Raw genomic sequence first — 14,785 nt, 5'->3', positions numbered from 1 at the left:
TATCTCGATAATGCGATGCCGTCCGTGCGCGGCAAGCTGACGGCCGATGCGCCACTCGCGCCGCTCGTCTGGTTCAAGAGCGGCGGTGCGGCGCAATGGCTGTTCGAACCGGCCGACGCTGACGATCTGTCGGACTTTTTTGCGGCGATCGATCCGGCGGTGCCGGTAATGGCGCTGGGGCTGGGGTCCAACCTCATCGTCCGTGACGGCGGCGTGCCCGGCGTCGTCGTGCGGCTTGGCAAGGCTTTTGCAAGGGTGGAGGCGGTCGATGACGTCTCGCTGCGCTGCGGCGGCGGGGCGAGTGGTATTCTCGTGTCATCGACCGCGCGCGACAGTGGCATTGCGGGTCTGGAGTTTCTGCGTTCGATCCCCGGCACGGTCGGCGGCTTCGTGCGGATGAACGGCGGGGCTTATGGGCGCGAAACCAGCGACATATTGATCGAGTGCGAAGTCGTGCTGCGGTCGGGCGAACAGGTGACGCTGACCGACGCCGATCTTGGCTACAGCTATCGCCACTCCGCCCTGACCGATGGCGCGATAGTCGTAAGCGCGACCTTTCGCGGCGAACCGGGCGATCCGGCCGCGATCCAGGCGGAGATGGATCGCATCGCCGCCGCGCGTGAGGAAAGTCAGCCGCTGCGCAGCAAGACCGGCGGGTCGACCTTCAAGAATCCGGACGGACATAAGGCGTGGGCGCTGGTGGACGAGGCGGGCTGTCGCGGCATGCAAATGGGCGGCGCGCAGGTCAGCGAGAAGCACACCAATTTCCTGTTGAACACAGGCAGCGCGACCAGTTCCGATATCGAGGCGCTGGGTGAGGAAGTGCGGCGGCGGGTGAAGGACGGGAGCGGCGTGGAGCTTGAGTGGGAAATCCAGCGGGTGGGGTTGAAATGAACTCCGCCCCCTTCACGTCATGCCAGCGAAGGCTGGTATCCCACTTTTCTTCGGCCCTCGTCCACGAAGGCAGCGAGATCCCAGCTTTCGCTGGGATGACGATCTTCATTCTGGAGCGTTCCGCATGACGCGCGGCCCCTGGCATGTCGCCGTGCTGATGGGCGGCTGGTCGGCGGAGCGGCCGGTGTCGCTCTCTTCGGGCGAAGGCGTGGCCAAGGCGCTGGAATCGCGCGGGCATCGCGTGACGCGGATCGACATGGATCGCGATGTCGCGGCGCGGTTGCTGGAGGCGAAGGCGGACATCGTGTTCAATGCGCTGCACGGCGTGCCGGGCGAGGACGGGACCGTTCAGGGCATGATGGACCTGATGGGGTTGACCTATACCCATTCGGGGCTCGCCACATCGGTGATCGCGATCGACAAGCAATTGACCAAGCAGGCGCTTGTGCCGCACGGCATTCCTATGCCCGGCGGGCGGATCGTCGCGAGCGAGAGCCTGTATGCGGACGATCCGTTGCCACGCCCCTATGTGCTCAAGCCGGTCAATGAGGGCAGTTCTGTCGGCGTCGCGATCGTGACCGAGGAGGGCAATTATGGCTCGCCGATCGGCCGTGATGTCGCAGGACCGTGGCATGATTTTTCCGAACTGCTGGCCGAACCCTATATTCGCGGGCGCGAACTCACCACGGCCGTACTCGGCGACGAAGCGCTGCTGGTGACGGAACTGCGGCCCAAAAGCGGTTTCTATGATTTCGACGCCAAATATACCGACGGCATGACCGAACATGTCTGCCCGGCGGACATTCCCGACGAGATCACGCAGGCCTGCAAGGCAATCGCGCTGCGGGCGCACCAGTTGCTGGGATGCAGGGGCGCGTCGCGATCCGATTTCCGCTGGGACGATAGCCAGGGTGTCGAGGGACTGTTCCTGCTGGAGGTCAATACCCAGCCGGGGATGACCCCGCTAAGCCTGGTGCCCGAGCAGGCGGCGAAGCTGGGCATCGACTATGCCGAACTGGTCGAGCGGATCGTCGAGGATGCCTTGACGGCAGGACGCAATTCCGGGGGGAACGGACATGGCTGAAGCACGAATCCGGCGGGGAGGCACCGCGCGCATCGCGCCCAAGGCGAAGGTCCGGGCCGGGCAGGGACGCGGTCGCGCGCTCAAGCGCCAGTCCTGGCTCGACCGCCTGATCGAAGCGCTTCCCGTCAGCGAGGCAACGGTGCAGCGGATGGCGACCTGGCTGATCGTCGGCATCGTCGGCGCTATCCTGATCGGCTTTGCCGCGTTTTTCGGCGTTCCGGCCATGGCGAGACAGGAAGCGGCACAGCTCGCCGCGCGGGCCGGATTCGAGGTCCAGAAGGTTGAGGTGCGCGGTGTCGAGCGCATGGATGAAATGCCCGTCTACAATATCGCGCTGGGCCAGGTGGACCGATCGATGCTGGCGCTCGATCTGCCCAAGGTCCGGACGCAGATGCTGCAACTGGGCTGGGTCAAGGATGCGCGTATCTCGCGCCGTCTGCCCGATACGCTGGTGGTTGATATCGTGGAACGCGAGCCGGTCGCGGTATGGCAGCATGAGGGCCAGCTGCACCTGATCGACGTGCAGGGAACGGTGCTTCAGTCGGTATCGGCCAGCGCCATGCCGGATCTGCCGCTGGTGGTCGGGCCCTATGCCAACCGCCAGACCGCCGGGCTCAACCGGCTGATGGAAAATGCGCCCGCGCTCCAACCGATGCTGGCCGGTGCGACCTGGGTCGGCAATCGGCGCTGGGACTTGCGGTTCCAGTCGGGCGAGACGCTGTCGCTGCCGGAAGGTGACAGGGATTCGGCGACCGCGCTGGTGAACTTCGCCCGGATGGACGGGGTCAATCGATTGCTGGGGCGCGGGATCGTCAAGTTCGATATGCGTGATCCCGACCGGTTCGTGTTGCGCCTGCCCGAGGGACAAGCCAAGGATAAGCCTGCCGGCGACGACAAAAGCGCCAGCACATCGGTGGCATCGGGCGAGGACGGCTGAAAGATGGCGCAACCCAAGGTCGAGAAGCTGATCACCGCGATCGACATCGGGTCGTGGAAAGTGTCCGCGCTGATCGCGGGCCGCACCGACACGGGCGAGCTGGCGATCCTTGGCACCGGGCAGCGCGAAAGCCGGGGGGTGCGGCGCGGTTTCATCGCCGATATGGAGCGGACCGAACTCGCCGTGCGCGAAACGGTGGAGCAGGCGGAGCGGGTAGCCGGCACCAATATCGAGGATGTATGGGTCAGCTTTTCGGGCGGCAGCCTGGTGAGCGATGTCGTCACCGTCGAGCGCGACATGAGCGGTTATCGCATCGAGCAGGCCGATATCGACGATCTGCTGACGACGGGCCAGCAGGGCATCGATCCGGACGGACGCGTCGTGCTTCATGCCCAGCCGACCTGCTTCACGATCAATGGCCGGGTGCCGGTGAAGAAGCCGCTCGGCATGCATGCCGATCTGCTCGGCGTCGACATTCATGTCGTGCTGGCCGATGGCGCGCCACTCGCCAATCTCGACCTGTGCGTGCGTGGCGCCTATCTCAACGTCAATTCAATCGTGGCCTCGCCCATCGCGACCGGCCTCGCCTGCCTCTCCGAGGAGGAGCGCGATCTGGGCGTCGCTCTGGTCGAACTGGGCGCAGGTGTAACCAATGTCTCGCTTTACGCCGGCGGTATGCTGGTCGGGTTGCATTCCATTCCCGTCGGCGCTTCGGATATTACCGACGATATCGCTTCGGCCTTCGGCATTCGCCGCAGCCAGGCCGAGCGGATCAAATGTTTCTACGGATCAGCCATGCAGAACCGGCGCGATTTTCGCGAGATGATCGAGATCGCCGCGCCCCATGGCGACGTCGCCGTACCGGGACAGGCGGCCGGCCCCAATGCGGAAGGCGGCAAGATCACCCGCGCGGCGCTGGTGGGTGTGATCAGCGAGCGGCTCAACCAGATCATGTCGGAAATCAACGCGGCGCTGGCCGGCATGGGATTCAACACGCCGACCGGGCGGCAGGTGGTGCTGACCGGCGGCGGTGCGGAACTCAAGGGGATTGCCGACTATGCGCAGGGTGCGCTGGGCCGCGCCGTGCGGATCGGCCGGCCGCGCGGCCTGTCGGCCATGCCCGAAGCGCATAGCGGGCCGGCTTTCGCGACGCTGGCCGGGCTGGCGCTTTATGGCGCATCCAATCCGGTTGATCTCCGGGCGATGGCACCGTCGCCGCAAACGGTGCATCGTATCGGCGCGCCGCTCTGGTGGCAGCGGATGATGCGTGCGATGCGAACAAACTACTGACCGAAGCGTTATGAACGAAATTAGTAGGTGAATTACCCCATTTTCTGTTGCATTAACTTTCAATGACAGTTTCGCTTCACATAGCCGAAGCTGGAGGGAGCAAGAATATATGAGCATCGAGATCAGCCCGCCGCATGTGGATGAACTAAAGCCACGGATTGCGGTCATCGGCGTGGGCGGTGCAGGCGGAAACGCCATCGCGAACATGATCGCCGCCCATGTCGAGGGCGTGGACTTCATCGTCGCCAACACCGACGCGCAGGCGCTCAACGCCTCGCCCGCCGAACGGCGCATCCAGCTGGGCCCGCAGATCACAGAAGGGCTCGGCGCGGGATCGCGGCCTGAAATCGGCAAGGCGGCGGCGGAAGAGACCATCGCGTCCGTCGAACAGGCGCTGGAAGGCGCGCATATGTGCTTCATCGCGGCCGGTATGGGCGGCGGCACGGGCACGGGCGCGGCGCCCGTCATCGCCAAGGCGGCGCGGGATCGCGGCATCCTGACCGTCGGCGTCGTGACCAAACCCTTCACCTTTGAGGGCAATCGTCGCATGAAGTCGGCGGAGACGGGCATCGAAGAGCTGCAAAAGCATGTCGATACGCTGATCGTCATCCCGAACCAGAATCTGTTCCTGATCGCGAACCCCAACACTACCTTCAAGGAAGCCTTCCAGATGGCGGACGAGGTGTTGCAGCAGGGCGTTCGCGGCATCACCGACCTGATGGTCATGCCGGGCCTCATCAATCTCGACTTTGCCGACGTGCGTTCGGTGATGGGCGAAATGGGCAAGGCGATGATGGGCACGGGCGAGGCAGAAGGCGATGGCCGTGCGCTCCAGGCGGCGGAAAAGGCGATCGCCAACCCGCTGCTCGACGGCGTGTCGATGCGCGGGGCGAAGGGCGTGATCGTTTCGATCGTCGGCGGCGACGACATGCGCCTGATGGAAGTGGACGAGGCGGCGAATCATATTCGCGAGCTGGTCGATCCCGATGCGAACATCATCTGGGGCAGCGCGTTCAATGATGGCCTTAATGGCAAGATCCGGGTGTCCGTGGTCGCCACCGGGATCGATAGCGATGCGGGCGGCAATGCCGCGCCGCTGACCCAGCCGTTCAGCTTCGCCAACCGGCCAGCGGTTGCAGTTCCATCCGCCGCAACCCCCCGGCCGGCGCCAGCGCCGGCAGCGGAACCTGCGCCCGTGGCGCAGGCCGAAGCGCTGGAACTCGACGTGCCCGCTGCGCCGGCGCCTGCCCCGGTCGAAGCGGCTGCGCCCGTTCCGGCACCGACGCCGGCTCCCTTTGCCGCGCCAGCCCCGGCAGCCGTTTTTTCGGACGAGGACCCCTCGCAGGATGAACTGGTTCTGGGTTCCGACAGCGCGGAAGAGCAGCCTGTTCCGGCAGCGCCTGCGCCCCGTGTCGCCACCGGGGGGACGCTGTTCGAGCGGATGGCCGGCCTGACCCGGGGAACGGAAAAGGGCGGGGCACCTGACGATGGCGCGCCCGGTCTCGACATCCCGCGTTTTCTCAATCGCCAGAACAACCAGTAGAAACGCGCGCATCCATGGATCGACGATCGCGGCGGCTCGTCTGCTCAGGCAGGCGGACGGTCGCGCTTCGTTGGACCGTTCATTGCATGCTCATGGCATGATCCGCTAAACCATGGTCGTGAAACGCTTTCCCTTATGGATGCTGGCTTCCCTGCTGCTGGCCAGCGGCGGTGCTCAGGCGCAGTCCGATCAGGCGCAGCTCGTTCTGCCGTCCGGGGCGACGGATCTTAACGTCCATCTCGCCCGGCTGGCGGCCAATCCTCGCGATGTGAGCGCGCTCATCGGCGCGGGAGAAGCGGCGCTGGCGCTGGACGATCCGCGCGCCGCCGCCGGCTTTTTCGCACGGGCGGATGCGATCGAGAGCGGCAACGGCCGGATCAAGGCGGGGCTGGGGCGGGTCATGCTGCAAATGCAGAACCCGGCTGAAGCGCTTCGCCTGTTCGATCAGGCGGGGCGGCTTGGTTATCCCGACGCAACCATCCTGTCCGACCGTGGGCTGGCGCGCGACATGGCGGGTGATCAGGCAGGGGCGCAGCGCGATTATGTGGCCGCGTTACGGTCGCGGCCCAACGATGCCGAACTGGTTCGCCGTTATGCCGCTTCGCTCGGCATATCCGGTCAGGTCGATGCGGCGGAGCGCTTGCTGCAGCCATTGCTGTACAAAAGCGATCGGGCGGCCTGGCGATATCGCGCCTTCATCCTGGCGATGAACAACAAGCAGGTCGAGGCCAAGAAGATCGCCGAGCAGACCATGCCGGCACAACTGGCGGCGGCGATTACGCCCTATATGCAGAAAATGCCGTATCTGACGGCGGGACAGAAAGCGGCGGCGGTGCATTTCGGGCATTTTCCGGCGACTATCGGCACGACCATCGCTGCGATAACGCCGACACCGGCCGCGCCGGGAGCGCCAGCAATCGAGATACGCCCGACGCAGGTTGCGCAGGCGACGCCGAAGGCCACGGCCCGCAGCGACTGGCGGACGCGCCGCGAGGAACAGCGACAGGCGAGAGAAGCGAAGGCAGCCGCGCGCGCGGCGACCCGGCTTGCGGCGGCCAGTCCCCCGGTACGGCCCGCGCCCGTGCAGCCGCGTGTAGCGCCAGCTGTGCCTGTGCCGCCCGCCGCCCCCATACGCCAGCCAATCGTAACGCCGGTCCCGGCTCAGACATCGCCTTCGGCAGCCGGTTATACAGCCTCTGCGATCCCGCGCCCGTCCCCCGCTCCGGCGCAGCCCGTAGCGATATCCCCGCCGTCGGCGCCGGTCGAGCGGGCGTCCGCTCCGGTGCGCGCCGAGCCGCAGGTCCGACCGATGCAAGGCCCGCCAGCGCCCGGTTTCGAATCGGTCGAAACAGCTGCCGCGCCGTTGCCAGCTCAGCAGGGAACGCCGCCTTCCGCCGCGAGCCAGATCAATGCGATCACGCTCGCCCAGGCATCCGCGCCCGTGCCGACGCCCGTAGCGCCCGTGCAACCCGTATCGGTCGCGCCGCCCGTCGCCGGGCCGGTCGCGTCGCCGGTCACTGGGTCGATTTCGGCGCCGGCGACCGGGCCGGCAGCGTCGGCTGTCATCTCGTCCACACCCCAGCCCAATCCCGCCGCGACTCGCAGCCTGGCCGATATTATCCGCGCCATCGACGTCCCCGAAGCGGAGCGTCAGCCAAGTGCCGGCGCGGTCGATCTGGCCGAACTGGACGCGTTGCAGGCGGCGCGCCGCACCGGTCGTCAGGTAGCGGCCGACCGGATAAAAAAAGCGGCTGCCGCGAAGGCCAAGGCCGAAGCAGATGCCAAGGCCAAAAAGCTGGCTGAGGAAAAAGCCAGGCTCGCCGCCAATCCCGCGCGAAGCTGGCTCCAGATCGGTACGGGGGCCAATCGCGGCGCGCTTGGTTTCACGCTGAAGACGATGCGGCGCAAATATGAGTCGATCGCGCCGCAGGATGGCTGGATGGCGAGTTGGGGCCGGACCAATCGGCTTTTGGTCGGCCCGTTTACCAGCTTCGCGCGCGCAAGGACGCTGGAGGCCAAGCTCAAGGATGCCGGGGCGGATGTTTTTGCCTGGCAAAGCGATGCAGGAGAGGTGGTCGAAAGGCTCGGTGGTCAGTAAGAGGCGGGCATGACCAGCCTCGCTTCCTACGCCTGCCATCCCGACCGCAGCCGCGGTCGCCTCCATGCCGAACCGGGCGGCGAAGAGCGTGGGCCGCGTGACATTTTCCAGCGCGACCGGGATCGGATCATCCATTCGATCGCCTTTCGCCGGTTGCGGCACAAGACGCAGGTGTTCGTGTCGCCCGATGGCGATCATTATCGCGTCCGCCTGACTCACAGCCTTGAAGTCGCGCAGATCGGGCGAACGATGGCGCGCACTCTGGGTCTCAACGAAGATCTGACCGAAGCGCTGTGCCTGGCGCATGATATCGGCCATCCGCCGTTCGGCCATGCGGGCGAGGATGCGCTGGAGGCTGCGCTGGAAGAACAGGGCGGCTTCGATCACAACGCCCATACGCTGCGGACGCTGATGCTGCTGGAAAGCCCCTATCCGCTGTTCCGGGGGCTCAACCTCAGCTGGGAAATGCTGGAGGGGCTGGCCAAGCATAATGGGCCGATCGAGCGGCCAAGCTGGGCGATGCGGGAGATCGACGCGCTCTTCCCGCTCGATCTGCGCAGCCATGCATCGCTGGAGGCACAGCTGGCGGCGATTTCCGACGATATCGCCTATGATAATCACGACATCGACGACGGGCTGCGCGCAGGGTTGCTGACACTGGAGCAGTTGCTGGAACTGCCGCTTGTCGCGGCCTGCTGGGACCGAGTGCGCCTGCGCTACCCCGATGTGCCGCAGGACCGGCTGCTGCGCGAGCTGGTGCGCGAGCAGATCGGTGTGATGGCCAACGACCTGTTGCGCGCGACTTCGGCCAATATCGCGGCGTCGCGGGTGGAAAGCGTGGCGGATGTGCGCGCGCTTGGCAGGCCGTTGGTGGGATTCTCGCCCGAGCTTGCCGCGCAGGAACGCGACCTCAAGCGCTTCATGTATGCGTCCCTTTATCATCATCCCATCCAGCTCGCGGCCGCGGACCGGGCGCGCGTGGTCGTGACCGATCTGTTCCGGGCCTATCGAGTGGAGCCGCAACTGATGCCAGGCGAATGGCAGGACGACTGCGCGCTGGACGAGCCGCGCCGTAGCCGCCATATCGCCGACTTCATCGCGGGGATGACCGATCGTTACGCGGAAAAACGGCATGCAGAGATTTACGGGGCGGCAGTGCCGGCCTGGATGGAATGACGCATCATCGGGGTCATGGCGTTCGCCCGCCGGGAACTGGCCATGCATGCGATGACTACTCCATGATTGACGCCGCGTGTCGATTGGGCGATGCACGAACCGTCTCCGGCGCCGAGGATTCGGTGTCGGGCACGATGCGGGAGAGCATGGGCGGCCTTTGAGGCCAAGCCCGTCGCCGAAGGAGCAACCGCCCCGGAATCTCTCAGGCCCAAGGACCGCATCGCGCGTAGGCACTCTGGAAAGCGGACGGCAAAAGCCGTCCCACCGAAGGGGTAAGCCATGCGGCGTCATTTGCCGCTGGTCAAAGCTCTCAGGTTCCCGTGACAGAGGGGGTGACGAACAGGCGGCCTTGAACAAGGCCGGACGTCGTTGCTGCACACTCTCACGGAAAGGCCGTCCCATGACCGGCGCTGACGACATCGCTACCCTCGAAGAGACATTGCCGCTCGAACATCTGCCGCTCGACGCGTGGCATCGCGCGAAGGGCGCCCGCATGGTCGGCTTTGCAGGCTATCATATGCCGATCCAGTATGAGGGCATCATGGCTGAACATAGCTGGACCCGCGAACATGCGGGCTTGTTCGACGTCAGCCATATGGGCCAGCTGAGCTTTTCCGGTGAAGGGGTGGACGAGGCGCTCGAACATTTGCTCCCGGCCGATATCAAGGGGTTGAAGCCTTTCCGTCAGCGCTACTCGATGCTGCTGGACGAAGAAGGCGGAATCCTCGACGATCTGATGCTGGCGCGACCGGGGGATGGCGCGTTCGACGACGCAGCCATCTATATGGTCGTCAACGGCGCGACCAAATATGACGATATCGTCTGGATGATCGAACATCTGCCCGACGCGGTCGTGATGAACCATATGGCCGATCAGGCGCTGTTGGCATTGCAAGGGCCGGAAGCGGGCGAGGCGCTGGCGATGCTGGTTCCCGGCACTGCCGATCTACTGTTCATGCAATGCGGCCTGTTCGAATGGCAGGGTGTCAGCCTGTGGATCAGCCGTTCGGGTTATACCGGCGAGGACGGGTTTGAAATCAGCATCCCCGGCGACGCCGCCGAGGCGCTGGCCGACGCCCTGTGCGCCCTGCCGCAGGTCAGGCCGGTCGGGCTGGGCGCGCGCGATTCGCTACGGCTGGAGGCGGGGCTGCCGCTGTACGGCCACGATATCATGCCGTCGGTCAGCGCCATCGGCGCGGACCTGGGCTTCGCGGTCGGCAAACGGCGGCGCGAGGAGGGCGGTTTCATCGGCCATGCCCGCGTCACGCGCGAACTGGCCGAAGGGCCCGGCGCAAAGCGCGTGGGGCTGAGTATCGAAGGGCGGTTGCCCGCGCGCGAGGGCGCGCTCATCTACGCTGGCGACGTGCTGGTCGGCGAAGTCACATCGGGCGGTTTCGCCCCGAGCGTGGGTGCGCCGATCGCCATGGGATGGGTCAGCACCCCTCATGCCGCCACCGGCACGCCGCTGCACATCGAGGTGCGGGGCAAGCGTATCGCCGCCAAGGTCGCGGCCATGCCGTTCGTGCCGCATCGCTATCGTCGCAAATGAGTCATTGGAAACGAGGGGTAATGTCATGAGCCGTTTTTTCACCGACGAACATGAATGGATCGATGTCGAGGGCGAGATCGCCACCGTCGGCATCACCGATTACGCGCAGGAGCAATTGGGAGACATCGTGTTCGTCGAACTGCCGGCCGAAGGCGCGAATTTCGACAAGGGCGACGACGCTGCCGTAGTGGAATCGGTAAAAGCCGCGTCCGACGTCTATGCGCCGATTTCGGGCGAAGTCGTAGAGGCCAATGGCGCGCTCGAAGACGAGCCCGCCCTGGTCAATAGCGATCCCGAAGAGGATGGCTGGTTCTTCAAGCTGCGCATCGCCGATCCGTCCGAGCTGGAAGGATTGATGACCGAGGCCGCCTACAAGAAATTCGTGGCTGCGCTTTAAGTTAGCATGGCCCCTCCCTTGACGGGGGAGGGGGGAGACATTGGAATATGCGCTACCTACCTCTTACCGACAGCGACCGGCAGGACATGCTGTCCGTCATCAGCGCGGCGTCGATCGACGATCTGTTCATCGATGTGCCCGTCGAAGCGCGGCTTGGTGAACAGATTGCGGGCCTGCCCGACCATGCCAGCGAGCTGGCGGTCGAACGTCATATGGCGGCGCTGGCGCGCAAGAACCTGTCGGCGGGGGAAGCGCCCTTCTTTCTGGGGGCCGGTGCCTATCGTCACCATGTGCCCGCGAGCGTGGATCATCTGATCCAGCGCGGCGAGTTTCTGACCGCCTATACGCCCTATCAGCCGGAAATCGCGCAGGGCACGTTGCAGGTCCTGTTCGAGTTCCAGACCCAGGTGGCACGGCTGCTCGGCTGCGATGTCGCCAATGCCTCGATGTACGATGGGTCGACCGCCTGCTGGGAAGCGATCGGCATGGCGCGGCGGATCACGAAGCGGACCAAGGCGATCCTGTCGTCGGGCCTGCACCCGCATTATGTGTCGGTGGCCAGGACGATGGCTAAGTTCACCGGCGACAGTTTGACGCATGAAGCGCCCACGCTGGAGGCCGCCAGCGATATCGACGCGCTGATCGCGGGGATCGACAAGGAAACGAGCTGCGTCGTCGTGCAATATCCCGATATATTGGGGCGGATATCCGACCTGACTCCGTTGGCCGAGGCGGCCCATGCGGCGGGCGCGCTGCTGGTCGCGGTGGTGACCGAGCCGGTGGCGCTGGGCGCGCTGATCCCGCCGGGAGAGATGGGCGCGGACATCGTCGTGGGCGAGGGGCAATCGATCGGCGTAGGCCTGCAGTTTGGCGGGCCATATCTCGGCCTGTTCGCGTGCAAGCAGAAATATGTCCGCCAGATGCCAGGCCGGCTGTGCGGCGAGACGGTCGACGCGGCTGGCAAGCGTGGCTTCGTGCTGACGCTCTCGACCCGTGAGCAGCATATCCGCCGCGAAAAGGCGACATCGAACATTTGCACCAATTCGGGCCTGTGTGCACTGGCGTTCAGCATTCACATGACCCTGCTGGGCGAGGCTGGTTTACGTAACCTCGCCGCGCTGAATCATGGCTATGCGGTGCAGGCTGCGGAGCGGCTGGCCAAGGTGCCCGGCGTGACCGTGATGAACGATGGTTTCTTCAACGAGTTCACGCTGGTGCTGAGCAAAGATGCGCGCGACGTGGTGCGCAACCTGGCCGATAGACAGGTGCTGGGCGGGGTGTCCCTGGGGCGGCTGTTCCCCGATGCGCCCGCGATCGGCAACGGGCTGGTCGTGGCGGTCACGGAGATGGTGACGCCGGAAGATGTCGAAGCCTTTGCGATAGCGCTTGAGGAGGAACTGGCATGACCATGCTGAAGGAAGGTCGTCCGACCGCACCCGCCCCCATGCCTGTTGGTCAAGCACATATGGCTCCCGCCACGGCGACGGGCAACCGTGCGCTGATGCTGGAAGAAGCGCTGATCTTCGAGATCGGCTCGGTTGAAACCACCGGGGTCGATTTTGCCGATGCGCCGCAGGTCGCCAGTCGCTTGGGCGGCCTCGCGCGCCGGGCGCCGATCGGTTTGCCCGGCCTGTCAGAACAGGAAACGGTGCGTCACTATACCCGGCTGTCCCGCCAGAATTATGCGATCGACCTCGGCCTGTTTCCGCTAGGGTCCTGCACGATGAAGCATAATCCGCGCCTGAACGAGAAGGTCGCGCGGATGCCGGGCTTTGCCGACCTGCACCCGCTCGCCCCCCAATCCACCACGCAGGGCGCGCTCGCGGTCATTCATGAATTGGCGCAGTGGCTGATCACCCTGACCGGCATGCACAGCGTTGCGATGAGTCCCAAGGCGGGGGCGCATGGCGAACTGTGCGGTCTGCTCGCGATCCGCGCCGCGCTGGAGGCGCGCGGCGATGCGCGCTCGGTGGTGCTGGTGCCCGAAAGTGCCCATGGCACGAACCCGGCCACGGCTGCCTTTTGCGGCTATAAGGTGGAGGATATTCCAGCGACGCCTGAAGGGCGCGTCGATCTCGCGGCGCTGGAGGCCCGGCTTGGTCCCGACGTCGCAGCGGTGATGATCACCAACCCCAATACCTGCGGCCTGTTCGAGCGCGACATGAAGAAGATCGCGGACGCCGTGCATGCGGCTGGCGCGCTGGTTTATTGCGACGGGGCGAATTTCAACGCCATCGTGGGGCGCGTGCGTCCGGGCGACCTTGGCGTCGATGCGATGCACATCAATCTGCACAAGACTTTTTCGACCCCCCATGGCGGCGGCGGGCCCGGATCCGGCCCGGTGGTGCTGAGCGAGGCGCTGGCCCCGTTCGCGCCATTGCCTTTCGTCGAGAAGCAGGGTGACCAGTTCGTCCTGATCGAGGAGGAAACGGCCGGCGATCATCATGCCGGCACGTTCGGCCGCATGGTCGCCTTCCATGGCCAGATGGGCATGTTCACGCGCGCGCTCGCCTATATCCTGAGCCACGGTGCGGACGGGCTGCGGCAGGTCGCGGGCGATGCGGTGCTGAACGCGAACTATATCCTGCGCAGCCTGGACGATGTGCTGGACGCGCCGTTCGGGACGAGCGGCCCGTGCATGCATGAGGCGCTGTTCAGCGACAAGGGGCTGGCGGAAGGCTTCACCACGCTCGACATCGCCAAGGGGCTGATCGACGAGGGTTTTCACCCGATGACCATGTATTTTCCGCTGGTCGTCCATGGCGCGATGCTGGTCGAACCGACCGAGACCGAGAGCAAGGCGGCGCTCGACCAGTTCATCATGGCGCTGCGCAGCCTCGCCGAGCGGGCCAAGGCCGGGGACGAGGCGCTCAAGGGTGCGCCCTATCATGCGCCACGGCGGCGACTTGACGAGACCCTGGCGGCGCGGAAGCCCGTGCTGACCTGGACCCAGCCGGCGCTCGCGCAGGCTGCGGAGTGACGCAAGCCTCTAAACCCTGGTTATCTTCTGCTGGCCCAGGTTCGGACGATAAGCGGCATGCGCCGGCCACCAGGCGCAACCGCGACGCGATCCTCGCTGTCTTGCGCGACGTGCTGCCGCCGTCGGGGCTGGTGCTGGAGGTGGCAAGCGGGAGTGGCGAACATGCCGTCGCCTTTGCGCGGGCGCTACCCGGCCTTACCTGGCAACCAAGCGATCCCGATCCGGATGCGCTGGCGTCGATCGCCGCCTGGCAGGAAGAGGCAAAGCTGCCCAATTTGCGGCAGCCGATCCTGCTCGATGCCACAGGCGACACCTGGCCAGTGGCGAGCGCTGACGCGATCCTGTGTATCAACATGGTGCATATCAGCCAGTGGGAAGCGACGGTCGGGCTGTTCGTGCAGAGCGCGAAGCTCCTTCAGAAGGGCGCGCCGCTGATCCTTTACGGACCCTATTTTCGCAAGGGTTATCCGACCGCGCCCAGCAATCTGGCATTTGACGAGAGTTTGCGGGCGCGGAACGCCCAGTGGGGAATCCGCTCGCTGGAAAATGTCAGCGAACTGGCCCGATCGACGGGGTTCGTCCTGGCAACCGTCCACGACATGCCAGCCAATAATCTGACGCTGTCTTTTCGTCCTATGTAAGTAAGGCCCGACGCCGAGCTACCAGTCGACCAACGGTGCGGGCGCCCGATAGCGGAATCCGCCAGCCGCGCCTCGTCTGCTTTATCCAGCGGGACATTTTCTCGCCAAGGCGCAATATGATCGTTCGCCGCTCCCGATTCCATCACTAATATGCCCAGGCAACGATGATCGGTGCTGCCACATTCTTCGGCCGGGA

The 14,785-nt window shown here is 65.3% G+C and carries 12 protein-coding genes and 1 riboswitch; all 12 genes read left to right on the top strand.

The window, feature by feature from the left end; all coding sequences use genetic code 11:
* The first annotated feature begins 15 nt into the window (after positions 1–15).
* The 12 genes from murB (at position 16) to WG907_RS07030 (ending at position 14,589) form a co-directional block, all read left to right on the top strand.
* Positions 16–894, top strand: a complete 879-nt coding sequence (gene murB / locus WG907_RS07085) for a UDP-N-acetylmuramate dehydrogenase (RefSeq protein ID WP_340232472.1) — start codon at positions 16–18, stop codon at positions 892–894.
* Between the two features lie 124 nt (positions 895–1,018).
* Positions 1,019–1,978 carry a D-alanine--D-alanine ligase gene (locus tag WG907_RS07080; protein ID WP_340232044.1) on the top strand — a complete coding sequence of 320 codons (960 nt, stop codon included), beginning with the start codon at positions 1,019–1,021 and terminating at the stop codon, positions 1,976–1,978.
* On the top strand, positions 1,971–2,915 hold the full coding sequence (locus WG907_RS07075) for a cell division protein FtsQ/DivIB (protein WP_340232043.1): 945 nt from the start codon (positions 1,971–1,973) through the stop codon (positions 2,913–2,915). The genes WG907_RS07080 and WG907_RS07075 overlap by 8 nt, the downstream gene beginning before the upstream one ends.
* A 3-nt stretch (positions 2,916–2,918) precedes the next feature.
* Positions 2,919–4,205: a cell division protein FtsA gene (ftsA, locus tag WG907_RS07070; protein ID WP_340232042.1), complete on the top strand. Its 1,287-nt coding sequence runs from the start codon at positions 2,919–2,921 to the stop codon at positions 4,203–4,205.
* Between the two features lie 109 nt (positions 4,206–4,314).
* Positions 4,315–5,748, top strand: coding sequence for a cell division protein FtsZ (gene ftsZ / locus WG907_RS07065; protein ID WP_340232041.1), 1,434 nt, complete (start codon positions 4,315–4,317; stop codon positions 5,746–5,748).
* 112 nt (positions 5,749–5,860) lie between these two features.
* A complete protein-coding gene (locus WG907_RS07060) occupies positions 5,861–7,846 on the top strand; it encodes a tetratricopeptide repeat protein (RefSeq protein WP_340232040.1) in 1,986 nt (661 codons plus the stop codon).
* Positions 7,847–7,855: 9 nt separating this feature from the next.
* Positions 7,856–9,022, top strand: coding sequence for a deoxyguanosinetriphosphate triphosphohydrolase (locus WG907_RS07055; RefSeq protein WP_340232039.1), 1,167 nt, complete (start codon positions 7,856–7,858; stop codon positions 9,020–9,022).
* Positions 9,023–9,149: 127 nt separating this feature from the next.
* A riboswitch (glycine riboswitch) is annotated at positions 9,150–9,250 on the top strand.
* 172 nt (positions 9,251–9,422) lie between these two features.
* On the top strand, positions 9,423–10,571 hold the full coding sequence (gene gcvT, locus WG907_RS07050; RefSeq protein ID WP_340232038.1) for a glycine cleavage system aminomethyltransferase GcvT: 1,149 nt from the start codon (positions 9,423–9,425) through the stop codon (positions 10,569–10,571).
* A 25-nt stretch (positions 10,572–10,596) separates the two neighbouring features.
* Positions 10,597–10,968, top strand: coding sequence for a glycine cleavage system protein GcvH (gene gcvH, locus WG907_RS07045; RefSeq protein WP_340232037.1), 372 nt, complete (start codon positions 10,597–10,599; stop codon positions 10,966–10,968).
* A gap of 47 nt (positions 10,969–11,015) precedes the next feature.
* Positions 11,016–12,374 (top strand): aminomethyl-transferring glycine dehydrogenase subunit GcvPA, encoded by a 1,359-nt coding sequence (gene gcvPA, locus WG907_RS07040; RefSeq protein WP_340232036.1) that lies wholly within the window; start codon positions 11,016–11,018, stop codon positions 12,372–12,374.
* Positions 12,371–13,948: an aminomethyl-transferring glycine dehydrogenase subunit GcvPB gene (gene gcvPB, locus WG907_RS07035; protein WP_340232035.1), complete on the top strand. Its 1,578-nt coding sequence runs from the start codon at positions 12,371–12,373 to the stop codon at positions 13,946–13,948. Before gcvPA ends, gcvPB begins: the two co-directional genes overlap by 4 nt.
* Positions 13,945–14,589, top strand: coding sequence for a DUF938 domain-containing protein (locus WG907_RS07030; RefSeq protein WP_340232034.1), 645 nt, complete (start codon positions 13,945–13,947; stop codon positions 14,587–14,589). The genes gcvPB and WG907_RS07030 overlap by 4 nt, the downstream gene beginning before the upstream one ends.
* Positions 14,590–14,785 lie beyond the last annotated feature (196 nt).

The sequence above is a fragment of the Sphingobium fluminis genome (genome assembly GCF_037723805.1).
Classification (GTDB): Bacteria; Pseudomonadota; Alphaproteobacteria; order Sphingomonadales; family Sphingomonadaceae; genus Sphingobium.
This window is presented reverse-complemented; position numbering and strand designations above follow the sequence as displayed.